Annotated in this window: 25 protein-coding genes and 2 pseudogenes; 18 read left to right on the forward strand and 9 right to left on the reverse strand. The window is 61.5% G+C overall.

Annotated elements, in window-relative coordinates; genetic code table 11:
- From P1U48_RS13420 to P1U48_RS13440, 5 genes are all read left to right on the forward strand, one after another.
- Window positions 1–617, forward strand: a 617-nt coding sequence (locus P1U48_RS13420; protein ID WP_301069584.1) for an SDR family oxidoreductase, incomplete at its 5' end; no start/stop codon positions are given.
- Between the two features lie 180 nt (window positions 618–797).
- Window positions 798–2,669 carry an AMP-binding protein gene (locus P1U48_RS13425; protein WP_301069586.1) on the forward strand — a complete coding sequence of 624 codons (1,872 nt, stop codon included), beginning with the start codon at window positions 798–800 and terminating at the stop codon, window positions 2,667–2,669.
- Complete coding sequence (locus P1U48_RS13430; protein WP_301069587.1) at window positions 2,666–3,520, forward strand: SDR family oxidoreductase; 855 nt, start codon at window positions 2,666–2,668, stop codon at window positions 3,518–3,520. The genes P1U48_RS13425 and P1U48_RS13430 overlap by 4 nt, the downstream gene beginning before the upstream one ends.
- Entirely contained in the window at window positions 3,504–4,235 is a 732-nt protein-coding gene (locus P1U48_RS13435) for a helix-turn-helix domain-containing protein (RefSeq protein ID WP_301069588.1), read from the forward strand. The genes P1U48_RS13430 and P1U48_RS13435 overlap by 17 nt, the downstream gene beginning before the upstream one ends.
- Before the next feature lie 9 nt (window positions 4,236–4,244).
- Window positions 4,245–4,700, forward strand: a complete 456-nt coding sequence (locus P1U48_RS13440) for a PaaI family thioesterase (RefSeq protein ID WP_301069589.1) — start codon at window positions 4,245–4,247, stop codon at window positions 4,698–4,700.
- Between the two features lie 94 nt (window positions 4,701–4,794).
- On the opposite strand, the gene P1U48_RS13445 is transcribed toward P1U48_RS13440, so the two are convergent.
- The 4 genes and pseudogenes from P1U48_RS13445 to P1U48_RS13460 all read right to left on the reverse strand — a co-directional run bounded on the left by P1U48_RS13445 (window position 4,795) and on the right by P1U48_RS13460 (window position 7,051).
- Window positions 4,795–5,370 (reverse strand): flavodoxin family protein, encoded by a 576-nt coding sequence (locus P1U48_RS13445; RefSeq protein ID WP_301069591.1) that lies wholly within the window; start codon window positions 5,368–5,370, stop codon window positions 4,795–4,797.
- 228 nt (window positions 5,371–5,598) lie between these two features.
- Window positions 5,599–5,874: a hypothetical protein gene (locus P1U48_RS13450; protein WP_301069669.1), complete on the reverse strand. Its 276-nt coding sequence runs from the start codon at window positions 5,872–5,874 to the stop codon at window positions 5,599–5,601.
- A gap of 93 nt (window positions 5,875–5,967) precedes the next feature.
- Window positions 5,968–6,161, reverse strand: a pseudogene (locus tag P1U48_RS13455) (IS5/IS1182 family transposase); the annotation flags it as partial.
- 80 nt (window positions 6,162–6,241) lie between these two features.
- Window positions 6,242–7,051 carry an FCD domain-containing protein gene (locus tag P1U48_RS13460; protein ID WP_301069593.1) on the reverse strand — a complete coding sequence of 270 codons (810 nt, stop codon included), beginning with the start codon at window positions 7,049–7,051 and terminating at the stop codon, window positions 6,242–6,244.
- A gap of 259 nt (window positions 7,052–7,310) precedes the next feature.
- Between P1U48_RS13460 and P1U48_RS13465 the strand changes: the two genes are divergently transcribed.
- Window positions 7,311–7,712 (forward strand): OB-fold domain-containing protein, encoded by a 402-nt coding sequence (locus P1U48_RS13465; RefSeq protein ID WP_301069595.1) that lies wholly within the window; start codon window positions 7,311–7,313, stop codon window positions 7,710–7,712.
- A 9-nt stretch (window positions 7,713–7,721) separates the two neighbouring features.
- Here the strand turns inward: P1U48_RS13465 and P1U48_RS13470 are convergent, their stop codons facing one another.
- The 3 genes from P1U48_RS13470 to P1U48_RS13480 all read right to left on the reverse strand — a co-directional run bounded on the left by P1U48_RS13470 (window position 7,722) and on the right by P1U48_RS13480 (window position 10,547).
- Window positions 7,722–8,348 carry a TetR/AcrR family transcriptional regulator gene (locus tag P1U48_RS13470; RefSeq protein WP_301069596.1) on the reverse strand — a complete coding sequence of 209 codons (627 nt, stop codon included), beginning with the start codon at window positions 8,346–8,348 and terminating at the stop codon, window positions 7,722–7,724.
- Between the two features lie 295 nt (window positions 8,349–8,643).
- Complete coding sequence (locus P1U48_RS13475; protein ID WP_301069597.1) at window positions 8,644–9,774, reverse strand: thiolase family protein; 1,131 nt, start codon at window positions 9,772–9,774, stop codon at window positions 8,644–8,646.
- Window positions 9,771–10,547 (reverse strand): enoyl-CoA hydratase/isomerase family protein, encoded by a 777-nt coding sequence (locus P1U48_RS13480; protein ID WP_301069598.1) that lies wholly within the window; start codon window positions 10,545–10,547, stop codon window positions 9,771–9,773. Before P1U48_RS13480 ends, P1U48_RS13475 begins: the two co-directional genes overlap by 4 nt.
- 225 nt (window positions 10,548–10,772) lie before the next feature.
- On the opposite strand from P1U48_RS13480, the gene P1U48_RS13485 reads away from it, so the two are divergent.
- The 8 genes from P1U48_RS13485 (at window position 10,773) to P1U48_RS13520 (ending at window position 16,466) form a co-directional block, all read left to right on the forward strand.
- Window positions 10,773–12,911 (forward strand): acetate--CoA ligase family protein, encoded by a 2,139-nt coding sequence (locus P1U48_RS13485; RefSeq protein WP_301069599.1) that lies wholly within the window; start codon window positions 10,773–10,775, stop codon window positions 12,909–12,911.
- A gap of 63 nt (window positions 12,912–12,974) precedes the next feature.
- Complete coding sequence (locus P1U48_RS13490; protein ID WP_301069600.1) at window positions 12,975–13,298, forward strand: hypothetical protein; 324 nt, start codon at window positions 12,975–12,977, stop codon at window positions 13,296–13,298.
- 6 nt (window positions 13,299–13,304) lie between these two features.
- On the forward strand, window positions 13,305–13,595 hold the full coding sequence (locus P1U48_RS13495) for an acyl-CoA dehydrogenase family protein (protein ID WP_301069670.1): 291 nt from the start codon (window positions 13,305–13,307) through the stop codon (window positions 13,593–13,595).
- Window positions 13,595–13,702, forward strand: coding sequence for a hypothetical protein (locus tag P1U48_RS13500; protein ID WP_301069672.1), 108 nt, complete (start codon window positions 13,595–13,597; stop codon window positions 13,700–13,702). The genes P1U48_RS13495 and P1U48_RS13500 overlap by 1 nt, the downstream gene beginning before the upstream one ends.
- A 15-nt stretch (window positions 13,703–13,717) precedes the next feature.
- On the forward strand, window positions 13,718–14,491 hold the full coding sequence (locus P1U48_RS13505; protein WP_301069601.1) for an enoyl-CoA hydratase/isomerase family protein: 774 nt from the start codon (window positions 13,718–13,720) through the stop codon (window positions 14,489–14,491).
- Between the two features lie 91 nt (window positions 14,492–14,582).
- Window positions 14,583–14,795, forward strand: coding sequence for a hypothetical protein (locus P1U48_RS13510; RefSeq protein ID WP_301069603.1), 213 nt, complete (start codon window positions 14,583–14,585; stop codon window positions 14,793–14,795).
- Window positions 14,792–15,742 (forward strand): hydroxymethylglutaryl-CoA lyase, encoded by a 951-nt coding sequence (locus P1U48_RS13515; RefSeq protein ID WP_301069605.1) that lies wholly within the window; start codon window positions 14,792–14,794, stop codon window positions 15,740–15,742. The genes P1U48_RS13510 and P1U48_RS13515 overlap by 4 nt, the downstream gene beginning before the upstream one ends.
- Window positions 15,735–16,466, forward strand: a complete 732-nt coding sequence (locus tag P1U48_RS13520; RefSeq protein ID WP_301069607.1) for an enoyl-CoA hydratase/isomerase family protein — start codon at window positions 15,735–15,737, stop codon at window positions 16,464–16,466. The genes P1U48_RS13515 and P1U48_RS13520 overlap by 8 nt, the downstream gene beginning before the upstream one ends.
- Window positions 16,467–16,515: 49 nt before the next feature.
- On the opposite strand, the pseudogene P1U48_RS13525 reads toward P1U48_RS13520, so the two are convergent.
- Together P1U48_RS13525 and P1U48_RS13530 are read right to left on the reverse strand one after the other, a co-directional pair.
- Window positions 16,516–16,947, reverse strand: a pseudogene (locus P1U48_RS13525) (transposase); the annotation flags it as partial.
- Between the two features lie 70 nt (window positions 16,948–17,017).
- The gene (locus tag P1U48_RS13530) at window positions 17,018–18,679 is read right to left on the reverse strand and encodes a sigma 54-interacting transcriptional regulator (RefSeq protein ID WP_301069608.1); all 1,662 of its coding nucleotides are present in this window, start codon (window positions 18,677–18,679) and stop codon (window positions 17,018–17,020) included.
- 230 nt (window positions 18,680–18,909) lie between these two features.
- On the opposite strand from P1U48_RS13530, the gene rpoN reads away from it, so the two are divergent.
- The 4 genes from rpoN to P1U48_RS13550 all read left to right on the forward strand — a co-directional run bounded on the left by rpoN (window position 18,910) and on the right by P1U48_RS13550 (window position 24,158).
- Window positions 18,910–20,325: an RNA polymerase factor sigma-54 gene (gene rpoN / locus P1U48_RS13535; RefSeq protein WP_301069609.1), complete on the forward strand. Its 1,416-nt coding sequence runs from the start codon at window positions 18,910–18,912 to the stop codon at window positions 20,323–20,325.
- Between the two features lie 156 nt (window positions 20,326–20,481).
- Window positions 20,482–21,714 (forward strand): CoA transferase, encoded by a 1,233-nt coding sequence (locus P1U48_RS13540; RefSeq protein ID WP_301069610.1) that lies wholly within the window; start codon window positions 20,482–20,484, stop codon window positions 21,712–21,714.
- A gap of 35 nt (window positions 21,715–21,749) precedes the next feature.
- Entirely contained in the window at window positions 21,750–22,529 is a 780-nt protein-coding gene (locus P1U48_RS13545) for an enoyl-CoA hydratase-related protein (RefSeq protein WP_301069611.1), read from the forward strand.
- A 9-nt stretch (window positions 22,530–22,538) separates the two neighbouring features.
- Window positions 22,539–24,158 carry a class I adenylate-forming enzyme family protein gene (locus P1U48_RS13550; protein WP_301069612.1) on the forward strand — a complete coding sequence of 540 codons (1,620 nt, stop codon included), beginning with the start codon at window positions 22,539–22,541 and terminating at the stop codon, window positions 24,156–24,158.
- Window positions 24,159–24,160: the final 2 nt, after the last annotated feature.

Here is a 24,160-nt window from a genome sequence, read left to right on the forward strand (position 1 = left end):
TGATCACCGAGGCAGGCGGAAAGGCGCAGGCCTTCAAGGTAGACATCACCGACCGTGCTCAGGTCGACAAGGCAGTTGCCGCATTCGAATCTGGCGGACCGATCAACGTGCTGGTGAACAATGCCGGCTGGGACGTGATCAAACCGTTCCTTGATACCGATGCCGACCTTTGGAAAAAGGTCATCGACATCAATCTTTATGGCCCGCTCAACATGCATCACGCGGTGCTTCCGGGCATGGTCAAGAACGGTGGCGGCCGCGTGGTCAACATCGCCTCGGACGCCGGCCGCGTCGGTTCCTCGGGCGAGGCTGTGTATTCGGCCTGCAAGGGCGGCATCATTTCGTTTACCAAGACCGTGGCGCGGGAACTGGCGCGCAAGGGCATTCAATTGAACGCTGTTGCGCCCGGGCCGACCGATACGCCGCTGTTCGCACAGGTTGCAGAGGGCGAGGCCGGTCATAAGATCGCCGAGGGCCTCAAACGGGCCATCCCGATGAAGCGTCTGGCGCAACCGTCAGATTACCCTGGCATTATCTGCTTCCTGTCGTCAGATGACGCCGGGTTCATCACCGGCCAGGTGCTTTCGGTGTCCGGTGGCTTGTCGATGCACGGTTGATCGCTGGCGGCAGTGCCTGTCACAAGGTGCTGCCGCCGCGCCGTGTCCAGAAGAGTTACCTCCCTGACTGGCCGCGCCAAAAGTGCGGCCTTTTTTCGTTGAAAAAGGCGACACATGTTCCAGGCAGATTCTGACATTCAGCGTTCCAGCACGCTTGCCGCTTTTTTGCAGGACTGTGGCATGGAGACCTATGAGGATCTTGCCCGCCGCGCCAACGATGACCCGGACTGGTTCTGGGGTCGGCTTATCGACCGCGCCGGTATAAAATTCTCTCGCCCCTACACGGTGCTGCGGGATATGTCCGACGGGCCGCAGTCGATCAAATGGGCCGTTGGCGGCACCCTCAATCTGACAGAGACCTGTCTCGACTCCCGGCTTGCCGAGGGTCTTGGCGAGAAACGCGCGATTGATTGGGTTGGCGAAGACGGAAGCCGCCGTCGCTGGACCTATGCGGAGCTTACCGCCGAATCCGCACGGGTGGCCTCTGCGCTGGCGCAACGGGGCGTGAAACCCGGCCAGGCGGTTGGGATTTTCATGCCGATGATCCCCGAAATCCAGGCCGCCCTTCTGGGCATCGCGCGGCTGGGAGCTATCGCGGTGCCGCTGTTTTCCGGCTTTTCGCCCCCCGCCATCGTGTCGCGCCTGAACGATTCCGGGGCGGTGGCGGTGCTGACGGCGGATGCCACACCCAGACGGGGCAAGCCAGTCTGGATGGAGGCCGCGCTGGCCGACGCGTTGAGCGACGTGCCTTCGGTGCATACGGTGTTCAGCCTGCGCCGTTTCGGCGGCGCGGTGGCCGATCCCACCCGTGATCTCGACTGGGCCGAAACCGTGGGCGCCGCGAGCCCGGATTTCCCGGCTGTTCCCGTCAAATCCGATGATATTTTCATGATCGCCTATACCTCGGGCACGACTGGCAGGCCCAAGGGCGTTGTGCATACCCATTTGGGCGTACAGGCCAAGGCCACGGCGGATTTCCTGCTGTGTCTCGACATGAAACTGGATGACCGCCACCTTTGGATGACCGACATGGGCTGGGTGATGGGGCCGCTTACCCTGATGTCCGTGCTGCTGTCCGGGGCCTCGCTGGTGCTGGCCGAGGGCGCGCCGTCGATGCCGGGCGATCCCTTCCGACTGTTGCGTCTGGCCTCCGAGTTGAAGGTGACCCATCTCGGCGTGGCGCCGACGCTGGTGCGCCAGTTCATGACGCAGGATCCGGCACCGTTGGCTGACTATGACCTGTCGGCGCTGCGCATTGTCGCCTCTACCGGTGAACCCTGGACCGATGACGCCTGGCTCTGGCAGTTCGACCATATCTGTCGGCGGCGCGCGGTGCCGCTGAACATTGCCGGGGGCACCGAGCTTTTCGGTGCGATCCTGACCTCGACCGTGCTGCACGAGATCAAACCCGGCGGATTCTCCGCTGAGGCCCTGGGTGTCGGCGCGAAAGTGCTGCGCGAGGACGGCAGCGAAGCCGCGCCGGGCGAGGTCGGCGAACTGGTCGTGACGCAGCCGACTTTGGGCCTGACCCCGGGCATCTGGGGCGACCGCGAGCGGTATGTCGAAACCTACTGGTCCACCTTTCCAGGCAAGTGGCGGCACGGCGATTGGGTGCGCCGGGATCCGGACGGCACATGGTATATTCTTGGCCGCTCCGACGACACGCTGAACATCGCCGGCAAACGCATCGGCCCGCCCGAGATCGAGGCGGCGCTGACCGAGAGCGGCAGGGTGGTGGATGCCGCCGCCATTGCCGCCCCCGACAACATCAAGGGCGTGGCTGTGGTCTGTGTCTGTGTGGCCGCGCCAAGTGTGTCGCCTGATGACGCTCTTGTCGAACAGCTCAAGGATCGGGTCGGTGAGGTTGTCTCCAAACCGTTCCGCCCGCGCGAGATCCATTTTGTCGACGCGCTCCCGAAAACCCGCAGCATGAAAACAATGCGTCGGATTGTGCGCGCGGCCTTCCTGGGCGAAGACCCGGGTGATTTGTCAGCGGTGAGCAATCCCGAGACGATGGATGCCATCGCTGCTCTAAGAAAGGAAACGAAATGATTACTGTCTTTGGTGCCACCGGCACCACCGGTGCCCCCCTTGTCGATACGCTTTTGGCTAAGGGTGCCAAGGTGCGTGCTGTCACCAGCGATCCGGCAAAGCTCGACGGCCTCAGGGCCAAGGGATGCGAGGCGGTTGCGGCCAATTTCACCGATACTGCGGCGCTGGAACAGGCCTGCGCCGGGGCGGACAAGATCTATCTGGTGACGCCTGCGCATCTGGACATGCGCCAATGGAAAGCCAATGTGATCGCGGCGGCCAAGACCGCAGGCGTGCAACATGTCGTTCTGGCCACCGGGCTTGGCGCGTCACCCAAAGCGGGACTGACCTTTGGCAAGTGGCATTCTGAAACCCAGGAATTGCTGAAGGAAAGCGGCCTTGACTGGACCTTTGTGCAGCCGACCTACTTCATGCAGAACCTGATGTGGCAGGCCGGTAGCATCGCAAAAGACGGAGTCTATTATGACGATCTGGGCGGGCCTGTGTCCTGGATTGACGCCCGCGATATCGCAGATGTCGCCGCCGAGGCGCTGACCGGCGCGGGCCACGCAGGCAAGGGCTATGGTCTGACCGGCCCCGAGGCCCTGACCGGCGAGGAAATTGCCGCGGTCCTGTCCGAGGAAACCGGACGCTCCATCACCTCTGCGCCCCTGTCCCCCGATGACGCCAAGGCCGCGATGGTCGCCGGCGGGATGCAGGACGAGGTCGCCGCGGCCATGGTCGAACTGGCCTCGATCGCGCCCAAGGGCTACCTCGGGGGCATCGAAACCACGGTCAGCGACGTCCTTGGACGCCCGGCGCGCCGCTTCCGCGATTTAGTTGCCGAGAATCGGGATGCTTTCGTCCAATAACTGGGTGGCGGTGCCGCTCTATCTTGAGCTGGCGCCGCCTGCGGAGGCTGCGGCGCAGGTCGCCCATCTATTTGTGTTCCGCGACACCGGCGCGTTGAGCGGGCGCGGCAGTGGGCGTTTTGCCACCGATCTCTTCACCCTTTCGGTGACAGGTGGCGACAGGACGCAAATATCGCTTGCGCCACCCCGCCCGGATTTTACCCGTCGACAGTCTTCCTTTTGCGGCATCGTGGCCGGGCTACGGCTGTCCGCCCGGCCGGAACATATGCCGGAGGCCGCAACGCTGGAGCCCTTGGCTTTGGCATTGGCCCGCGTCCGGCAGGGTGATGATGGCCTGCCATCGCTTGTTGCAGCGCTGGACGATGTTGCATGCGGGCTGAGCTTCGCGGCGCGTCCGAAGGCGGTTAGCGATCGGACCGAACGGCGCAGGACGCGCGCCGACACCGGGATTTCCCGACGGCGGCTCGCCGCCGCCCGGCGATTTCGCCGACTGCTGGAACAGCTCGCGGGGCCCACCCCGCCGTTGAGCGATCTGGCGCTGAACGCGGGCTACTACGATCAATCACATATGTCCGCGTCCTGCCGGGCCTGTGCCGGCAGACCGCCCGGTGCGCTGCGGTCTCAGGCGACCCCGCGCGCTTTTGGCCTTTCGTTACAAGATGCGCGCCTCAAGGACCGGCTACGATTGGTCATTATGGATGACTGTAAGGAGTGAAAACACACCATGGTGCAATTTGAGCCGAAGAACCCAGATTTTGACGCGCGGGTGCGCGACAGTTTCAATCTGCAGAATGTGATGCACACGCTTGGGATCGGCATTACCGACCTCTCGCCCGGTCACATCGTTCTGGAGATGGCGCATAGCGACGCGCTGACCCAGCAGCATGGGTTCCTGCACGCAGGAATCGTATCCACCGCGCTGGACAGCGCCTGCGGATATGCCGCCTTTTCGCTGATGCCTGCCGAAGCGGCAGTGCTGACAGTAGAATTCAAGATCAACCTGCTCAACCCGGCGGATGGCGAGCAGTTTCGATTTGTCGCCGACGTGGTGAAACCGGGCAGAACCCTGACCATCTGCGAGGCGCGCGCCTATGCAGTGAAGGGCGAGAATGAAAAGCTTGTCGCCACGATGACCGGAACCCTGATGGCGCTGGTGGGGCGGACGGGCGTTGCCGGGTGACCGTCACCCCGACAACGGCTGCGGCGTTGCGCCGTGGCCGGTGAACCGGCCGCCGCACATCCGGGCGGCCGGGTCGTTTTATCGGAAAGCTGGATCAGCTGTTCCAGCGTTTTGCGGTTTCTGCCAACCGTTGGCCGTAGGACCGCGCCGTATCCAGATCGCCGCCCGTGGGGTATTCCTCGGGGGCGCTGTCAGAGGGGGCAATCGCCAGAAGGCCGGAATATCCGCCCGTCCAGTTCAGTTTTTCGGGGCCGTCCGCCTTGGTGTTTGCCGGCATCAGGCCAACACCGCACCATAGCTGGCCGTGTTGCTGTGACAGGGTGATGAAATACTGGATGGTCGAGAACTTGTCGCCATTGACCGTGGCCGAGGTGGTAAACCCGCCGGCAATCTTGTCCTTCCAATTCTGCGTGAACCAGGGCTTGGAGCTGGCATCAGCGAATTTCTTGAACTGCCAGGCGGGTCCGCCCATGTAGGTCGGGCTGCCGTAGACGATGGCATCGGCCGCATCGAGCGCGGCCCAGGCCGCGTCGTCCAGCTCTCCATCGTCAGACAATTTCAGCAGGTCGACCTCGGTTCCGTCGACACCCTTGGCGCCTTCGGCAACGGCTTTGGCCTGCACTTCCGTGTGGCCATATCCACTGTAATAGACAATCGCGACTTTCGTCATGGTTCGGTACACCTTTTGCTTGGAATCTGAATGGTTCCGACCTAGGAGAGATAGTTACGAAAAGAAAGCTAATTGTTTTTAGAAACCTCACGCGCGAACTGGAGAGGCGACAATGGCGGTTCGTGATTTTCACACGCAGGCCATTGTAATATATTAATTTTATACCAAAGGTAGGGAGTCTTCCAAGGTGTTGTGAGCGCAGCCGCACAGCCATTGTGCGCGAGTTTGTTATTGGCTGCGCGCTTTTTCATCAGCGACCCAGGTTTCGAGCACGTGGCGCTGGACCTTGCCGCTGGTCGACCGGGGGAAATACGCGAATTGGATGAACCGAATTTCGCGGGGCCGCTTGTAGCCGGCCAGATTCTGCCGGCACAGTTCTATCAGTTCCTGCGACCCAAGTCCGCCATCGGAGCAGGCGACAAAGGCCACCGGGCTCTCGCCCCACTTTGCGTCGAAGGCCCGCACCACCGCGGCACCGATCACACGCGGATGCGCCAGAAGCACACGTTCGATTTCCGCGGGATAGACATTTTCGCCGCCCGTCTTGATCAGGTATTTTGCCCATCCGAACGCTTCCTCACTCTTCTTTCGGGGCTTCGCCCGGATCAAGCGTTCCGGCGGAATCGAAGGGCGCCGAAATCGGTGTAAAGCGCCTCGAAGTCGGTATCGAGACGGGCGAGCACGTCATTCACGACCTGTCGGAGCTTGCGCAATGGCTGCCGAGCCGGGACGCGCTCCTCCAGATCAACGTAGCTGAACCGCGAGCCGCTCGTCTCGTCCGTCCCGCGCATCCTCACCCCCCGTCGGCGCGGCCCAAAGGGTGAATCATGTTCTGAAAGCCCTGTCGAGGCAGAGCAAGTTCAGCAACCTGCTAATCGGTGGCTTCCAGGGGGATTTCCTCGGGAAGCATCCGGCCAAGTCCATCGGCATAGGCCTGCAAATGCCGGGCCATACGCTGCATCGCGGTTTCCGCATCCCGCGCTTCGATCGCCGCCTGGATCCGTTCCAGCGCGGCGATCATCGCTTTGGTGGTGTCATCGGTGCCATGCACTTCCATATTGTTGGCGCGGTCATGCATGCTGGTGATGCCGGACAGAAAGGCGCGCAGCAATTCGTTGTGGCTGGCCTTGGCCATCGCAACATGCCAATCGAAATTCAGCCGTTTCAAGGTGCGCCGATCTGCCAGCGGAGTTTCGTGCATCGTCGTGAGGATGGCGCGCAAGCGTTGCAGATCCTCCTGATTTCGGTTCTGCGCGGCCAGCCGGGCCAGCGGCGGTTCGATGGCGAGGCGCACCTCGACCAGGTCGTCTGAGGAAATTGCGCCGCCCCGAATAAAGAATTCCAATTGCCGTTGCACGCCTTTGCCGGATACCGGTAGGACCACCGACTGGCCATAGCGCCCGGGTGATTTCGGGCTGAGCAGCGCCTCGGATTCCAGGATACGGATTGCTTCGCGCACGGATCCGCGACCAAGGCCGGTGCGCTGGACAAATTCCCGCTCCCCGGGCAGAGCGACGCCTTCGGCCAGATCGCCGGACAGGATCCGGTCGCGCAATTCATCAGCCAGCAATTCATAGCGGCGCATTCCGGCCTCGCCTGACTCGACCCGGGCGCGCACATTCTGCTGAATCTCCGCGAGAGTTTCGGCGGTGCGGTTCGGGTTGAGTGTGGCATGCTGCATGTGCAGATTCTAATCCTCCGGCAGCAAATTGCACGCGCTATTGTACTGCGATCCAGACCCGTCCACCGGTATCGGGCCATTCTGCGGCAGAAGATCGAAAAGCCGCGTTGACAGAGACAACCTATGGTCCTACCATTAAATCAAGGCGTCGCAGATTCTATTCTGCGGGTGAGAGGGATGCCGCTTTGCCGCGCCAGCGGCCACGGCGAAACGGGAGAGGAGATGCCATGCATTTGCCGATTACAGGGGGGTGTCACGAATGACTCAGGTTCTTCCCAAGCCGGATATCACCGAAACGTCAGCGCCTTACTGGAGCGCGCTGGAACGTGGCGCGCTGATGTTTCAACATTGCGCCAATTGCGGGCAGAACCAATTGCCCGCCCGGCATGAATGTACCAATTGCCTTGGCACCGATCTCGGCTGGGTCGAGTCCGAGGGCCGGGGCACCCTGGTCACCTGGGTCGATTACCACCGGGCTTATGATCCGGCGTTCAAGGATCAGATTCCTTACAACGTTGCGATCGTCGAATTGGAAGAGGGGCCGCGTCTGGTCACCAATGTGATGACCACAGAACCGGAAGCCCTGCGCATCGATCAACCGGTCATGTTCCGACCGACCAAACGGTTTGGCCAATCGATTACCAGTTTCGATCCGCTGTAAGGTCGCGGGTCAAGTCGTGCGGTCGGTCAGCAATCCGTTCAACGACAGTCTGAGAAATTGTTCGGCGACTTCCTCGACTGACAATTTGCCGTCCGGCTTGTGCCAACGCGGGATGTAGTTCAGCCAGGACAACAGCAGCCGGGTCACCAACGAGGGATTCTCTGGCAGCAGGGTTCCGGCGGCCATCGCCCGTTCAACCTCGGTGCGCAGCAGACTCTCAAAATGGTCGCGCAATTCGACCATCTCAGTCCGGTCCGAAATCGCCGCAATTGACCAGAATATCCGCGAGCTAACCACCCAGCCAGAGCGGTTCTGATCAATGTACCGGGCGCAGGCCAGCAGGAAGGCCCGCATCCGCAACATCGGATCGTCAGAATTGGTCGCGGCGATCGCCTGTTCCATCAGATCGTTCAACCGGGTCATCCGGGTTGAGACCACCGATTTCAGCAGGCTTTCCTTGTCCGGGTAATGGTAATAAAGTGCCGCCTTGGTCATTCCACATTGTTGGGCCACATCGCGCAAAGAGGTTCCGGCATAGCCGGAATTTGCAAACAATTGCGTGGCCGCATCGATGATCTGTGCCTTTCGCTGATCCGAAGGCATCTTGGTCGTGGCGGGGGGGGCAGGCTGGGTCACAGCGTGTTCTCCGGATCGGGTAGGCGGCGAAGGCCGTTAAAGCCAAAAGCTTAGCGTTCAGCGCTTCGATAAGAAAGTAATTTACCGACCGGCAGGCAGGGAATGCTGCGACATTACACCTATATGTTGTTTCGGAAGCCGCCAGCGGTCTTATGCCCACCAAGAGCGTGCACGTCCGGATCCAGCGAGTCGGCGACAAAGCTCGGGTCGGTCGCCAAGCAGATCGCGGGCGGTGCCCATGGGGCCACACCCTGCAAGTCACCCGTGTCGATGGTTATTGGATACCCTTCGAATGTCAGATCGGGCGGCCCAGTATCATCGTGCCATGGGTGTGCATGGTGCCGCCCTGGTTCGACACCAGTCCGGGTTTGTCACCGGCGACCTGCAGATTGGCGTCACCGCGCATCTGGCGCACCAGCTCCGCAACCAGTTGCAGGCCCGGGGTGCCGGATTCTGACAGCAACCCGCCGGAGGTGTTGATCGGCATCTCGCCATCCAGCGCAATCGCGCCCTCGGCGGCCCAGGCGGCGGCATGTCCGCGTTTGCAGATGCCGTAATCCTCAAGCGTGATGATCGGGGTGATGGTGAAGCAATCGTAGATCTGCGCCACGCCGATATCCTTGGGCGTCAGCCCGGCCATGGCAAAGGCGGTCTTGCCGGACACCTCGGCCATGGTGCGGGTCAGATCCTTGCGCAGATGCACGTCCAGCGTTTCCTGACCCTGACCAAGGCCGAGGATCGGCACCGCCTTGTCGATCTTCAGTTCCTTGGCGCGTTCGGCGGTCATCATCACGATGGCGACGGCACCGTCCGAAACCAGACAGCAATCGTCGCGGCGCATCGGGGCGATGAGAAACGGGTCGGCCATGTAATCGTCGAGAGTGATTGCTTTTTGCAATTGGGCGTTCGGGTTCTGGGCGCCATAGCCACGGATGGCCACTGGAATCGCGCCGAACTGTTCGTCAGGCACCTTGTATTGCTGCTTGTAGCGCTGATGGATCATCGCATAGCCGGCGGCGGTGGAATAAAAGCCATAGAGCGCGTCATCACCGCGCGGGCGGGAATAGACGGCGCGGGATCCGGTCTTGGGATTGTCGCCAAAGACCACCAGCGCGCAGTCGATCATCCCGGCATCCAGCGCCAGCGCGGCATTGGTGATCTGGGCGATATTGGCGGCGCCGCCCTGATCCAGCGATCCGCACATTTTCGGCTGGATTCCCAACGCCTGGCTGACCTTCTGGCCATAGAGGATTTCCAGATCGGAATTGCCGGTCTTGACCATCACCGCATCGACCATCGATTTCTCGACCCCGGCGTCGTCCAGCGCCTTGCGCGTCGCCTCGGCGATCAATGACAGCCGATCGCGGCCGGGCAATTTCCCGAAGGCGGTGTTGCCGACCCCGGCAATGACAATATTCCCCCTCATTGGCCCTTGAACTCCGGTTTGCGTTTCTCGGCAAAGGCGGCGCGGGCGGTGGCGGTGTCTTCGCTGCCCTGCAGGATTTTGCTGATCAATTGTTCCATTCTAAGGCCGGTGGACAGATCCATATCCTGCGACCGCACCCCCAGCTCCTTCGCCGCCTGCACTGCCAGAGGCGCGCAAGAGGCAATCAGACGGGCATATTCATAGGCCTTGGGCAGCAGCTGATCGCGTTCGACCACATCGTTGATGAAGCCCCAGCGCTGTGCCTCTTCGGCATCGATGGGCTCACCCGTCAGCAGCATTTTCATGCCGACGGCATAGGGCAGCTGTTTCAGCGCCCGCTGGGTGCCGCCATTGGCGGCGATGATGCCGCGCTTGACCTCGGACAGACCAAAGCCGACACCGGGCACCGAAATCCTGATGTCGGTGGCCAGCATCAGGGTGACGCCGCCACCCATGCAGGCGCCGTTCACCGCGCAGATGATCGGCTTCCAGACCTCAAGTCCGCGGTTCAGGATCTGATCCTTCTGCGTCATCCAGAGCTCGGACAGCGGCACCTTGCGCCCGACAAAGCTTTTCAGATCGGCGCCAGCGCAGAACGCCTTGTCGCCGGCGCCGGTGATGATCGCGCAGCGGATCGCATCATCGTCGCGCACCCGTTGCCAGGCCTCGCTCAGCAATTGGTAATGTTCGGCGTCCAGCGCGTTGCGCCGTTCCTGCCGGTTGATGGTGATCAGCGCAACGCCGTCACCGTCCACGTCCATGTCGATTGCCATTTGTCCTCCCAGGGGTCTTGCGCCCAAAATCAGTATGCCGATCAGACCGGCCACGCCCATCCTTGCCGCTGGATTTTTCACATCTGCGAAACGGCGCGAATGGATTGCCTTGCGGTCATATTGACCCTTCAATGCTTCAAAGGTAACACCATTGAAAAATGGCATACCAAAATCGCACAGGTCTGTCATCTGGCGTTTCAACAATAAGATTTAGGGAGAATCGATTTGACTGGAACCACCGCACATAAGCCGCCGCTGCCCGATGATTTCTTTCGCCCGTCCTCGATGGCTTTTGTCGGCGCGACCCCGGACCTCGACACCATCCGCGGCCGGTTGTTCCACTTCACTATCAAGAATGGTTATACCGGCGCGCTCTACCCGATCCACCCGACGCACAAGGAAATTCACGGGGCCAAATGCTATGCCTCGATCCTTGACGTAAAGGCGCCGGTCGACCTGGCGGTGATCGCGATCCCGGCAAAGCTGGTGCCAGATGTGGTTGATCAATGCGCCGAGGCCGAGGTCAAGAATGTGATGATCATCTCTTCGGGGTTTGCCGAAGAGGGCGGCGCCGCAACCGCCTTGCAGGATCGGATCCTCGCCACTGCCGAAAAGGCGGGCATGCGGATTGTCGGCCCGAACAGCGAGGGGTTCTTTAACGCCGTTACCCCGGTCAGTGCCACGTTTTCGCCGGTGGTCGAATCGCTCGACAAGGACGAGATGGCGCATGCCCGGCCCGACCGCCGGGTTGGCGTGGTGTCGCAATCGGGCGGCATGGGCTTCGCGATTTTCACCCGGGGGCGCAACCTCGGCATCAGTTTCAGCCATGTGATCTCGACCGGGAACGAGGCCGATCTGACCGCCGCCGACTATATGGATGTGATGGTCCGCGACCCCGACACTGATGTGATCGTGGTGCTCTGTGAATCGATCCGTGACGGCGATGGATTCTGTCGCGCTGCGGCGGCTGCGCGAGCAGCGGGCAAACCGGTGATCGTCTGCAAGCTGGGCCGCTCCGCCGCCGGGGCGCGGGCTGCCGCTTCGCATACCGCCTCGCTGACCGGCGAACATTCCGCCTATCGTGCGGTGTTCCGCAAATACGGATTGATCGAGGCTGCCGAGATGGATGAGGCGGTGGCGCTGGCCGCGGTCTTTGCCACCTGCGCGCCGCCGCGCGGGCGCCGGGTCGGGATTGTCACCGCATCGGGCGGCGGCGGCACCACGACGGCGGATATCTTTGCCGATTTCGACCTGACGGTGCCGGAATTGTCGGCGCCGCTGCAGGCCGAAATCGAAAAGCTGATCCCGCCGCACGCCTCGGCGTTGAACCCGGTCGACACCACTGCGCAGGGCGCCTCGACCGGCCCCGTCTCAATGCAGATCGCCGAGATGCTGGAGCAAAGCGACGAGGTCGATCTCATTCTGGGCATCGTCTCGGCAGCGCGTGAAACCTCGGTTTCGTTGCTGCCGGACAAGCTGCGCGGTATTCAGGATCGCGGTAAGGTGCCGATCCTGGTCTGGACCTATACGCTGGCGTCAAAACTGGCCAAGGTTACCGCCGCCGAGGGCGGCACGGTGCTGATGACAGATCTCCGGCAATGCGGTCTGGCGCTGGCCAAGCTGGCCGAATATGGGGCCTTCCTTGCCAGTCCGACGGATGATGACGCCACCTCTGGCCCGGCGCTGACCCGGCCCGACACCACGGCGGGCGCGCTGACCGAAATGCAGAGCAAGGCCTGGCTGGCAGGCTATGACATTGGCGGCGAGGGCGACGTTCTGGCCGGGTCCGGTGATGCTGCGGCAGCGGCGGCGGATGCCATCGGCTATCCGGTGGTGCTGAAAATCCAGTCGCCCGACATCCTGCACAAGACCGAGGTCGGCGGCGTGCGCGTCGGGCTGAAGGACGCAGAAACGGTGCGCGCGGCTTATGGCGAAATCGTCTCGAACGCGGCGCAAAAAGCCCCCAAAGCCAAGGTTGACGGGGTGCTGGTGCAGAAAATGGCGCCGAAAGGTGTGGAGCTGGTGATCGGCATGGTCAACGATGCCACCTTTGGCCCGATCATGATGATTGGCGCTGGTGGTGTCGCGGTCGAGCTCTATGGCGACGTGCTGCATTATCCGGCACCGTTCGGCCCGGCCAAGGCCGAAGAATTGTTGCGCAGCCTGAAATCCGCGCCCCTGTTCGACGGCTTTCGCGGGGCGGCCCCAATCGACCTGAAACCGGCCGCCGCGTTGATCTCGCGGATCAGCCAGGCGGCGATGGCCGGTCGTGATTACGTTGCTGAAATGGAATTCAACCCGGTGATCCTGCATGCAGACGGATCCGGCATCAGCGTCGCCGACGCGGTTGTGATCCTCAAATGACACCGGGACACCTGCCAATCGAAAGCCGACCGAGATGGATAGTGGCTGACCGATGGGCAGAGAATGATAAAGGACCTGGCCCGCAACTTCCCGCATGACAAGGGGCTGCACCTTGAGGCCGAAGGCGACGTCGCCGGGGAACCGGCGGCGTTGAAGACCCGCGCGGTTCTGGACGGTGGCGAATGGGTGACCAACAGGCGCAAGATCTGGATCGGCACGGCGGGCTGCGGATTTCACCATGCTGATGCCCTCGACCGACCCGGAAAAAGGCGCGCGCGATGGAACGCGGTGGAATCAGTGCCTTTCTGGCCGACATGGGAATGCCCGGTTTCAACGTCACCCGGCGCCTTTCCATGCTCGGTAATCGCTACACTTATGAAATCGTAATTCAAGATCTGCGGTTGCCGAAATCGGCGTTGCCGGGTCAGAGAGCGCAAGGCTTTTGGCACGCTGCGCTCAGACAGGCCATCGATCTGGTGGAGGATTGCCAATGCAGAGATGCAGTTGCACGCGCTGCGGCGGTTGATTTACAACAATGCCGCCAAGATCGATGCCAGTCAGCAGACGCGAACCGGATGTTCGGTGATCAAGCTGATGGGTGCCGAACTGGCCTGGGACACCATCGATAAGGTGATGCAATCCCTTGGCGCCATGGGTAGACCAAGGAGCTGCCGTTGCCGCTGATGGCCAGCCATGTCCGCCTTCTGCGGGTTTACGAGGGTCCCAGCGAAGTGCACCGTATGCTGATCGCGCGTCACGCGCTCCAGGACCGGATTTCCGGCCTGTTCTGATATTGAGGAGAAACCATGAGCGAAGTCAAAATAACCCGCGACGGTCACGTCGCATCGGTCGAGCTGCAGCGCGGCCCCAATAATTTCGTCGATATCAGCCTGATCAATGACATCGCCACCGCCTATGAAGAGCTGGATGCTGATACCTCGGTGCGCGCGATTGTGCTGTGCTCGGACGGCAAGCATTTCTCGGCCGGTGCGAATTTGGCCGAGCGCGTCAAGGACGACGGCGATTCAATCACTCAAGAGGCGACTCGGCATCTCTATCAAGAGGCGCATCGTCTGATGTCGAACCGCAAGCCGGTGGTCGCTGCGGTGCGGGGCGCTGCGGTTGGCGCCGGGATCGGCCTGGCCCTGTCCGCCGATTTCCGTGTCGGTTCCGCCGAAACCCGGCTGTCCGCGAATTTCTGTCGCCAGGGCTATCATCCCGGTTTCGGCACCACCTATACGCTGCCCCGGATCGTTGGCGATCAACAGGCGGCCTGGCTGTTTTACACCGGACGTCGGGTGCCGGGCGACGAGGCCTATGAGATGGGTCTTCTCGACTGGTTGGTGGAGTCCGATCAAATCCGTGCGAAGGCGCATGAGGTCGCGGCAGAGATCGCGGTTTCGGCCCCTCTGGCGGTGGAATTCACCCGCAAGACCCTGCGCAACGGGGTCGTCGATGCGTTCAAACTGGCGACCTACAATGAAGCCTTTGAACAGAACCTTCTGAACCAGACCCATGATTTCAAGGAAGGCGTCAAGGCGATGAACGAACGCCGGGTGCCGGATTTCAAAGGCTATTGAAAATAGCTGAGGCTGACAGCACGAAAGCGGCGTGTTCACGCGCCGTTTTCGACCCTAATTTTCCCCGACATTTCGATTCAGCGAGGAATCCATGCCCGAGAACCGTTTGTCCCGCGAAGGCAAAGCTGCCTGGCTGACCATCGGCCATTCCGAACGGCTGAACGCTCTGACGCCTGCGCTGCTGGCGCAGCCTGACAAAGGGCTGGACGCGGTTGCCGCGCTTCAGGGGATTGCGCCCGCCGAGGCTGCCGGGGCGGTCTGGGCCGCACATGTGCAACCGCAGGCGCCGGGGCAGGCGGCATGAGCGCCGATGTGGTGCTCTGCGAATGCTTTGCCCGCGACGGGCTGCAGCATGAGGCGGATTTTGTCGCCACCGATGCCAAGGTCGCCGCGATCAATGCCTTTGCCGCCGCCGGGTTTCCCCGGATCGAGGTGACCAGCTATTCGCACCCGAAACATGTCCCCGCCTTTGCCGATGGCCAGGAGGTGCTGCGCCGGATCGACCTGCCCGCAGGGGTCAGCACCAAAGCGACCTGCCCGAACCTGCGGGCGGTCGAACGGGCGCTGATGGACCGGTCGGATGGTCATGGCGCTTCGGAATTTTCGCTGCTGGTCTCCGCGACCGAGGCGCATACCCAAAAGAATCTGCGCACCGACCGGGCAACGCAGTGGCGCAATGTCACTGACATGGCCCGGGCTGCGACCGAGGCGGATTCAGAAGTCCGGCTGGTCGGCGTCATCTCGGTCGCCTTTGGCTGCCCGTTCGAGGGCGCGGTCGATGAGGGCAGGTTGATCGCGGACGCGGCGCGGTTCGTTGACCTGGGCGCGCGGCATCTGACCATTGGCGACACCACCGGCCTGGCCAGCCCGCGCCGGATCCGCAGTTTTTGGACCCGGATGGCGCGCGAATTGCCCGAGGCCGTGCCGATCGCGCATTTCCACGACAGCCGCGGCACTGGCCTGGCCAATTGCATGGCCGCGCTTGAGGCCGGGTGCACCTGGTTTGACAGCGCCATGGGCGGCACCGGCGGCCATCCGGCGCAGATCAAATATGGCGGCGGCTTTACCGGCAATATCTGCACCGAGGATCTGGTGAACCTGCTGGAGGAAGAGGGCGTGGACACCGGGCTTGATTTTGATCGGCTGGCCACGGCTTCGCGGCTCTGCGAAAAGATTTTGGGCCGCGAATTGCGGTCAATGGTGGCGCGGTCCGGATCCGGGCTGGCGCATTGGGGGGCCTTTGATGACTGAACCTGTACTTGTAACCAACCAGGGATCGGTGCGTCATGTGACCCTGAATCGCCCTGACAAGCTGAACGCGATGAATATGGAAATGTCGCGGATGTTCTGCGCGGCGCTGGAAGAGGCGGATCGTGATGACAGCGTCCGTGCGGTGCTGCTGACCGGGGCCGGACGTGGGTTTTGTGCCGGGGCGGATACCGGCGAATTCAAGGACCTGAACCCGGACAATGCGCATCTGGTCAATGAGCGCGCGCATCTGACCACCCGCGTCCACAGCCTGCCGCGCCAGATCGGCAAGCCGGTGATCGCGGCGGTGCAGGGGGTGGCAATGGGTGGCGGTGCCGGTCTGGCGCTGGCGGCGGATATCCTGGTGGTGTCGGACGATCTGCGCTTCGGCTATCCCGAGCTGAAGCATGGTCTGGTGCCAGCGCTGGTGATGTCGAGCCTGGTGCGCCACATCCATCCCAAGCTGGCGTTTGAACTGGTCGCAACCGGCCGAATCCTGTCGGGGCAGGAACTGCTGTCTCTGGGCATCGCCAACCGTGCGGAAAGCGGCGATGCGGTGGTCGACACCGCGATGGAACTGGCGCTGCGCTGTGCCGAGCGACCGCGCGCCGCGATGCGCGAAAGCAAGGCGTTGATGCATCTCACCGCCGACCTCGGATTTGAAGAGGCGATGCAGCAGGGGCTGGCCGCCAACATCCGGATGCGCGGGTTTTCCAAAGACGAGTGAGGCGGTGACGTTAGGGCAGGACACATTCCCGTTTCATAACCAGAAGATGACGGTTGCGGCGTTTGCAGCGACGCTTGTCATATTTTAGGGGTGCCCTGCACTGCTTTCGGCCCGGGATGCAAGCGCGTATCCCTTTGCCTTGCAACGCTTCCCTGAACCAATCGGCGTCGTATCCCCGATCTCCGAGCAACCAGTCGACCTTGGGCAGGCTGCTCAGCAATGCCTGTGCGCCGATGTAGTCGCTGACCTGTCCGGCGGTGACGAAAAAGTTGATCGGGCGGCCAAGACTGTCGCAGATCGCGTGCAGCTTGGTATTCATGCCGCCCTTGGTGCGCCCAATCAGGCGTCCACGCCCCTCTTTTTCACGCCCAGGCTGGCCGCTGTCCGGTGGGCTTTGAAGATAGGTCGCGTCGATCATCACTATCTTTTCCTCACCGTGTTCACCAGCCAACCCGGCCATGATCCTGGCGAAGACGCCTTCCAAATTGGATTGTTGCGATCCCACCTTGGCACAAAGATGCCGGCGGGGGGCGGTTACAGCATCAGTCCCCTCAGGACGCTTCCAGTTTCTTGTAAAGATATGAGCGCGACACACCGAGGTGTTCGGCCGCCTTTTTCTTGTTGCCCTTGGAGCGGATGACCGCATCGTTGATCAGCTGTAACTCCAGTTCTTCCAGCGCATCTTTCAGCGTGCGACCCTGAACCGACGAGGAGGTTGAGCCTCCCTGAAGCGCCGCGTGGGCCTTGAAATCGGCCCCGGTCCCGTCTTCGAAATTGGCGAGCGTGAGCTTCGACCCTTCGGCGAAGACGAAAGCGCGTTCCACGACATGCCGCAATTGCCGGACGTTGCCCGGCCAAGACCGCTCCATCAGGTGATGGGCGATTTTCATTTCGACCTCCGGGACGTCGCGGCCGTACTGGTTGGCGAGTTCCGAGACGAAATGGTTCAGCAGCAGCGGGATGTCCTCTCTGCGCTCATCAAGCGGCGGGATGTGGATGCAAACCGGGCTGATCCGATAAAACAGGTCCAGCCGGAATTTTTCCTGCTCGACGAACGCCTCAAGATCCCGGTTTGTGGCGCTGCAAAGCCTGAAATCGACGCGTTTCGGCTTGTCGCCGCCCACCCGTTCGACCATTCGGTCCTGCAGCACGCGCAGCAGTTTTGTCTGCACTTCCAACGGCATGTCGCCGATTTCATCGAGAAAGATCGTGCCCTGATCCGCCTGTTCGAACTTGCCGGCACGCCCCTTCCGGTCGGCGCCGGTAAAGGACCCGGCCTCGTAGCCGAACAGCTCGCTTTCCACCAATGAGGCGGGCAGGGCGGCGGCATTCACCGTGACCAGCCGTTTGTCCTTGCGCGCGCTGAGGTGATGCAACGCCTGAGCGACCAGCTCCTTGCCGGTGCCGCTCTCGCCCTGGATCAGCACGGGAATGTCCAAAGGCGCGATCTTGCGGATTTGATCACGGACCGAGCGCATGGCAAGGCTGTTGCCGATGATGGCATCGAGAACGTCGGGCGGGTCGTTTTTCTTGTTCTTGCTCGCGTTTGATTTGTAGGTCTTGATCTGGCCTTCCAGATCTCTGATCTTGCGCGCCATCGCTTCGAGCTGCTGCGGCCCCTTGAACATGACCCGACCGATGGCACCGACAACTTTCTTGCCGTGCTGGATCGGATATCTCGACACCACGCGGTCGAAGCCTTTCATCCTCTGAACCTGTCCGACCTCGGCCACTTCCGTCTTCAACGTCAGGTGAAGGCGGGTGTTCTCGATGACGTCCCGGACGTTCTTGCCAACGCCGCCCCCCGGCTCCAGCCCGAAGAATTTTTCATGCACCGGCGAGATATACGCCATCTTGGCGTTCTTATCCACGATGGTCATTGCATCGTAGGGGTCGTTCAGGATGTGATTCAGAATGTCATAGGCAAAGTCGACTCCCATGATGAATTGCAGGACAGTGTCCGCAGGGGGCGAAGAAAGCAGGACGACATAGCCGTCAGGGTAGGGTGAAACGAGGCAGACAAACTGACCTGTGGTCAGAAGAATCGGGATGAAGCGGCGTTGGGCGGCGTCCTTCAGCCAGGCAGAGTCCGAGATGATGGCACGGATTCGCACATCGTCCGCCATGCCCGAGGCGAGCAGACATTTCCCTTTGGTATCAGCGACAAGAACACCCTTGATACCGATGTCGTCAACATTTTCCGAACTCACCATGTTCCCCCTACCATGACATCCACCCTTACTTCCGGCAAAAATTGTCTCCATTGTGGACATAAGTCAACGAGGGCTGTCGTGAATCAGGGCTTTAAATGTGCCCTCCCAAAATGCAATAGTTGGGCTTGGTGTTTGGCACGGCAATTGCTAGCAAGGACCTTTGGGGGGCGCCGGTGGGGGTGCGAATAAAGTTGGCTCACACACGGTGAGGCCAACAGTAAGGGGGGGCAATGGAACTCAGACCACAGCAGTTTCACCAGCAGAAGCAATCGCTGTCGATCACCGGTCAGGTGATCCAGTCGATCCGACTGCTGCAACTGGGCAATCACGAGCTTGAGGACTTTCTGCGCGAGCAGGCGGACGACAATCCACTGGTCACGGTGGTTGTCGGGGCGTCTGACGTGCAAAAGCCGGACAGCAGTGCCTGCACTCTGGCGCAAGACCGGGGTGGATCACCGGGCGGGACACCGCGTCTACCATCGTCGGGTGTCGCGGCTGACATGCCCGGCCCTGACCAGTACCTGGAGGCGCGCGTATCCCTGCGCGACCATCTCATCGCGCAGATCTCGCTGATAGTCGAGACACCGGTGGATCAACTGATCGCCCGGGAGATCGTGGATTCGCTGGACCCGGACGGATATTTTCGCCGCGATCCCGAAGAGATGGCTGAGCTGATGGGTATTCCGGTATCGCGCGTCCAGACCGCGCTGGAGGCGGTGCAGGAATGCGAACCGACCGGCGTCGCGGCGCGCGACCTGCCCGAATGCCTGTCCCTCCAGCTCGTGGAACGGGGCGGCCTGACAGAGCCGATGCGCGCCCTGCTGGAAAACCTGGATCTGCTGGGGGACTACAAGATCGAGGCGCTGGCGCGGATCTGCGGCCTCGACGCGAAAGGGGTGATGGACCTGGTGCGGCGGATACGAGAACTCGATCCTCACCCGGGCCGCCGGTTCGACACCGATCCGGTGGTCCCGGCCCTGCCGGACATATATGTTGAGATGGCGGACGACGGCAGGTTGACCGTCGAGCTGAACACCAGCGTCATGCCGCGGGTCCTGATCGACCGGGAATACTATGCCGAGGTCAGTGCAGGGATCGACGGCAAGGCCGACCAGCGATTCATGATTGATTCCATGAGCAACGCGAACTGGCTGGCGCGGAGCATCGACCAGCGGGCCAGGACCATCCTGCGTGTCGCGACCGAAATCGTTGCCCATCAGAACGATTTTTTCCGCTACGGGGCGGGATGTCTCAAGCCCCTGTCGCTCAAGCATATCGCGGCCGAGGTAGACCTGCACGAGTCGACCGTCTGCCGTGCCGTGGCCGACAAATACATGATGACGCCGCGCGGCATGTTCGAACTCAAGTTCTTCTTTGCCAATTCGGTCAGCGTCATGGACGGCGAGTCCGGTCTCTCAGGTGATACTGTCCGCCACCGTCTGCGCCAGCTGATCGATGCCGAAACGCCGACAAATATCCTGTCGGACCAGGCAATCATGGACACGCTGCAGTCCGAAGGCATCGACATCGCCCGCCGCACCGTCGCGAAGTATCGGGAGATGATGGGCATCCCGACTTCGCGCAAGCGCAAGCGGCTCAAGGCCCCGCTTCTGGCAGGTGCTCGCGCCTTGGCGCAGGCGGATTGACCTCACCGATTGCCATTCTGATCACCGGTATGCGCGATTCCGCAAGGCTGGTCGGCGGCCTTGTCTTTAAAAGTTTTGCTGCCCGCAACCGGAGCGCCCGCGAATTTGGCACGGAGATTGCATACTTATCATGGTGCAAGACAAGAGATGTGGACCATGACAAACAAGGCAAGAGAACAGCAGCCGCAACCGACCGGTTTGCCGTATGAGACACTACCGATCAAGGCGTCGGGGCAAACCTTCGGATTTCTCGACGGGATCCGTGTCCTGGACCTCACGACGTCGGTCGCCGGACCTTATGCCACGATGCTGCTTTCCGACTTTGGGGCCGAGATCATCAAGGTCGAGCGTCCCTCGGGGGACGATGCCCGGACATGGGGGCCGCCGTTCCTTCACGAGCAGGCTTTGTGGTTCGCAGCGGTCAACCGCAACAAGCGAAGCGTCGTGATCAACGCCCAGACCGAACAGGGCCGCGCCGACCTCCTTGCCCTCGTCCGCAGCAGTGACGTGGTGGTAACGAACCAGCCGCCGTCTGTTCAAAAGAAGCTGGGTCTGGACTATGAGACGCTCAAGCAAGAGCGGGAGGGGCTGATCTTTGTCGCCATCACCGGCTTTGGCCTTGATGGCGAGCGGGCAGACCTGACCTGCTACGACCTGATCGCCGAAGGCTATTCGGGGATTATGGACATCACTGGCTCGGCTGATGCGGAGCCGCAGAAAATCGGTGCCCCGGCCGCAGACATGCTGGCCGGGCAGGATGCAGCGATGGCGACAATGGCTGCTCTGGCCGGGCGGCGCCACAACGGCGGCGAGGGCCAGTGCATCGACATTAGCCTTGTCGAGAGCATGACGCGCTTCCTGTCCTGCCGGATCTCTCCTTATCTTGGAGCGGGCGAAATCCCCGAACGGACCAGCGGACGGGACAGCGTCATCGCGATTTACCAACCGTTCGAGACGGCGGATCAACCGATCACGCTGGGGCTGGGATCCGATGCGATCTGGGGCCGCTTCTGGACCGCTGTTGGCGATCCCGAGTTCGCGGCCCGCGACGCGTTCCGCACCAACGCACTCCGACGCGAGAACCGGAGCGAGATCGTCGCACGCATACAGGATATTCTGCAGCAGGAAAGCCGCGCGCATTGGCTTGACATCTTCTGCGATGCCCGTGTGCCTGCAGGCCCGATCAACCGGGTGGACGAAGTTGCCTCGGACGAGCTCCTCAGGGAACGTGATTTGTTCTATGCGATCAAAGACGACGAAGGCCGGATCATACCGCAAATCGGCCTGGGCATCCGCATCAACGGACGCTCGAGCATTGCGCACCTCGCACCGCCCCGTCTGGGCGCGGACACACAGGACGTTCTGCAAGAACTGAAGGCATCCGAGTGACGGGTCCGGAACATCTAATTAAGAGAGGAAAAACGATGGCTTTCAAGGAAATCACCTACGAGGAAGACGGGCCAATTGGAACCATCACCCTCAATCGCCCGGATGATGGCAACATGTTCACCGAAACGATGTGCCATGAAATCCGTGATTGCATCGAGGGCATTCGCCGCGAGACCCGAACTCGCGTTGTCGTGCTGACTGGGGCGGGAGATCGGTTCTTCTGCATAGGCGGCTCCAAGGATGGCATGGAAAAAACCAAACTCTATGCCGGCACATTGCCGACGCTGGAAATGTACGAGGCGATAGACAAGCTGCAAAAGCCGGTGATCGCCAGCGTGAACGGCTTTGCTGTTGGCGGCGGCAACGTGCTCCAGATGGTTTGTGATGTGACCATCGCCAAGGAGTCCGCGATCTTTCGTCAGGTCGGCCCGATGATGGGATCGTTCGATGCCGGTTACGGAACCTGGTATCTTGAGGACCTCGTAGGCAAGAAGCGCGCCAAGGAACTCTGGTACGCGAACCCCAAATTGACCGCGGCACAGGCCAAGGAAATCGGTTTGATCAACCGCGTCGTTCCCGATGCGGAACTGGCTGACAAGACACGGGAATTCGCGCTGGAAATCGCGGACCGCGGTGCCTTCGCGCTGGCCGCGATCAAAGGCGCATTCAATGCACGTCATGGCGGCGTTGGCGGCCTGTCGCGTGTGACGCATGACCTGCTGCTCGGCCAGTACCTCGGCACCGAGGAGGCAAAGGAACTGAAAGCGAGCTTTTCCGAACGGCGCAAGCCGGATACGACCAAGTTCGGACATTGAGGCGGAACAATGAAACCATTCCTCACGCTTCATGATCCCCAGACGGCACGAGAATTCTATGCCCAAGGGCTCTGGAAGGACGACACGTTCTATTCTCTGATGAGCGATCACGCGGACCGTCGGCCGGACGATATCGCCCTTCTGGACGGGCTCACCTCGTTGTCTTGGTGTGCGCTGAAAGCGAGGGTGGACGCCATGGCCGACAGCCTGCTCTCACATGGCATCGGCACGGGCGACCGGGTTGCGATCTGGATGTCGAACCGGATCGAGGCGGTGATCGCCTTTCTTGCCTGTTCGCGCGAAGGGATTGCCTGTAATCCCTCCCTTCACCGCACCTACACTTGCGGCGAGATTGTCGAACTGCTGAGCGAACTCTCGGCCAGCGCGCTGGTGACAGAGGACGGCTGGGGCGCGGACCGCGATACCGTCGATCTCTATGCTCTGCTCAAGGAATTGCCGTTCCTCAAGAAGGTCTACACCCCCGACACCTTCCCCCAGTACATTACCGGCGTCGACCGCACGCCCCACACCAACCCGGACAGCGTCATTTACCTCGCCTTCACGTCGGGCACGACGGGCAAGCCCAAGTGCGTCATGCACTCGTGCAACACGCTCCTGTCCAACGCCCGCGATCTCGCGTGGGACTGGGCGCTGTCAGAGCAGACAGTGCTATTGACGCTCAGCCCGTTGTCACATCACATTGCCTGGGTGGCCTGCGGGCAATGGCTGGTTTCGGGGGGCCGGTTCGTCACCGACTATCCGCCCGAAGGCACAGACCGGCTGGCGTGGATCGTGGAATCCGGCGCCACCTATGTCCTCGGCGTGCCGACACATGCGATGGACATTCTCGCCGATCAGAAGCGGCAGGGGATGGAACGGCTGGGACAGGTGCAAACCTTCTACATGGCCGGTTCGGCGATCCCCGAGGTCGTGGCACAGGCCTTCGTGGATCAGGGCATTACGCCGCAGAACATCTACGGCATGACCGAATGCTCCTCGCATCAATACACCCATCCTGGCGATCCAAAGGAGGTCTGGATCCAGACCTGCGGACGCGGCGGTCCGGCCTATGAGGTCAAGATCTGGGATCCGGAAAATCCGGATGTGGAAGTGCCGCGTGGTCAGACCGGCAACATCGGCGGCAAGGGCGCGGCGATGATGCTGGGCTATTTCGCCAACCAGACGGCGACCGAGAATACCATGAACCGGCACGGATACCTGCTGTCCGGCGATCTCGGGTCGTTCGATATCAACGGCAACCTGCGGATCGAGGGGCGGATCAAGGACGTCATTATTCGGGGGGGGCACAATATCAACCCCTCGCGCATCGAGTCGCTGACGCTGGAGCACAAACGCGTGGAGAAGGCGGCGGTGTTTGGCCTGCCCGACGACCGGCTGGGCGAAAGGGTCTGTCTCGCGCTGATCGGCGACGTCTCTCCCGAAGAGATTCTGGCGCATCTCGCGCGCGAAGGGCTGTCAAAATACGACATGCCCGAGTGGTTGCTTGACGTCGACGCGATGCCACTCACCGCGAGCGGAAAGATACTGAAACGAGAAATGATCGACATGGTTGACCGCGGTGAGCTGAAACCGCTCCAAGTCCGCTACAAGATGGCAAGAGCAGAATAACC

Source organism: Pseudooceanicola sp., from assembly GCF_029213205.1.
GTDB lineage: Bacteria > Pseudomonadota > Alphaproteobacteria > Rhodobacterales > Rhodobacteraceae > Pseudooceanicola.

Bases quoted from the DNA above. Each gene is read 5' to 3' on its own strand.
- P1U48_RS13515 (WP_301069605.1), top strand. From the start codon at position 14,792: ATGAGCGCCGATGTGGTGCTCTGCGAATGCTTTGCCCGCGACGGGCTG.
- P1U48_RS13550 (WP_301069612.1), top strand. From the start codon at position 22,539: ATGAAACCATTCCTCACGCTTCATGATCCCCAGACGGCACGAGAATTC.
- P1U48_RS13475 (WP_301069597.1), bottom strand. From the start codon at position 9,774: ATGAGGGGGAATATTGTCATTGCCGGGGTCGGCAACACCGCCTTCGGG.
- P1U48_RS13445 (WP_301069591.1), bottom strand. From the start codon at position 5,370: ATGACGAAAGTCGCGATTGTCTATTACAGTGGATATGGCCACACGGAA.
- P1U48_RS13430 (WP_301069587.1), top strand. From the start codon at position 2,666: ATGATTACTGTCTTTGGTGCCACCGGCACCACCGGTGCCCCCCTTGTC.
- P1U48_RS13545 (WP_301069611.1), top strand. From the start codon at position 21,750: ATGGCTTTCAAGGAAATCACCTACGAGGAAGACGGGCCAATTGGAACC.
- P1U48_RS13440 (WP_301069589.1), top strand. From the start codon at position 4,245: ATGGTGCAATTTGAGCCGAAGAACCCAGATTTTGACGCGCGGGTGCGC.
- P1U48_RS13460 (WP_301069593.1), bottom strand. From the start codon at position 7,051: ATGCAGCATGCCACACTCAACCCGAACCGCACCGCCGAAACTCTCGCG.
- P1U48_RS13540 (WP_301069610.1), top strand. From the start codon at position 20,482: ATGACAAACAAGGCAAGAGAACAGCAGCCGCAACCGACCGGTTTGCCG.
- P1U48_RS13520 (WP_301069607.1), top strand. From the start codon at position 15,735: ATGACTGAACCTGTACTTGTAACCAACCAGGGATCGGTGCGTCATGTG.
- P1U48_RS13465 (WP_301069595.1), top strand. From the start codon at position 7,311: ATGACTCAGGTTCTTCCCAAGCCGGATATCACCGAAACGTCAGCGCCT.
- P1U48_RS13500 (WP_301069672.1), top strand. From the start codon at position 13,595: ATGGCCAGCCATGTCCGCCTTCTGCGGGTTTACGAGGGTCCCAGCGAA.
- P1U48_RS13505 (WP_301069601.1), top strand. From the start codon at position 13,718: ATGAGCGAAGTCAAAATAACCCGCGACGGTCACGTCGCATCGGTCGAG.
- P1U48_RS13530 (WP_301069608.1), bottom strand. From the start codon at position 18,679: ATGGTGAGTTCGGAAAATGTTGACGACATCGGTATCAAGGGTGTTCTT.
- rpoN (WP_301069609.1), top strand. From the start codon at position 18,910: ATGGAACTCAGACCACAGCAGTTTCACCAGCAGAAGCAATCGCTGTCG.
- P1U48_RS13510 (WP_301069603.1), top strand. From the start codon at position 14,583: ATGCCCGAGAACCGTTTGTCCCGCGAAGGCAAAGCTGCCTGGCTGACC.
- P1U48_RS13490 (WP_301069600.1), top strand. From the start codon at position 12,975: ATGATAAAGGACCTGGCCCGCAACTTCCCGCATGACAAGGGGCTGCAC.
- P1U48_RS13425 (WP_301069586.1), top strand. From the start codon at position 798: ATGGAGACCTATGAGGATCTTGCCCGCCGCGCCAACGATGACCCGGAC.
- P1U48_RS13435 (WP_301069588.1), top strand. From the start codon at position 3,504: ATGCTTTCGTCCAATAACTGGGTGGCGGTGCCGCTCTATCTTGAGCTG.
- P1U48_RS13480 (WP_301069598.1), bottom strand. From the start codon at position 10,547: ATGGCAATCGACATGGACGTGGACGGTGACGGCGTTGCGCTGATCACC.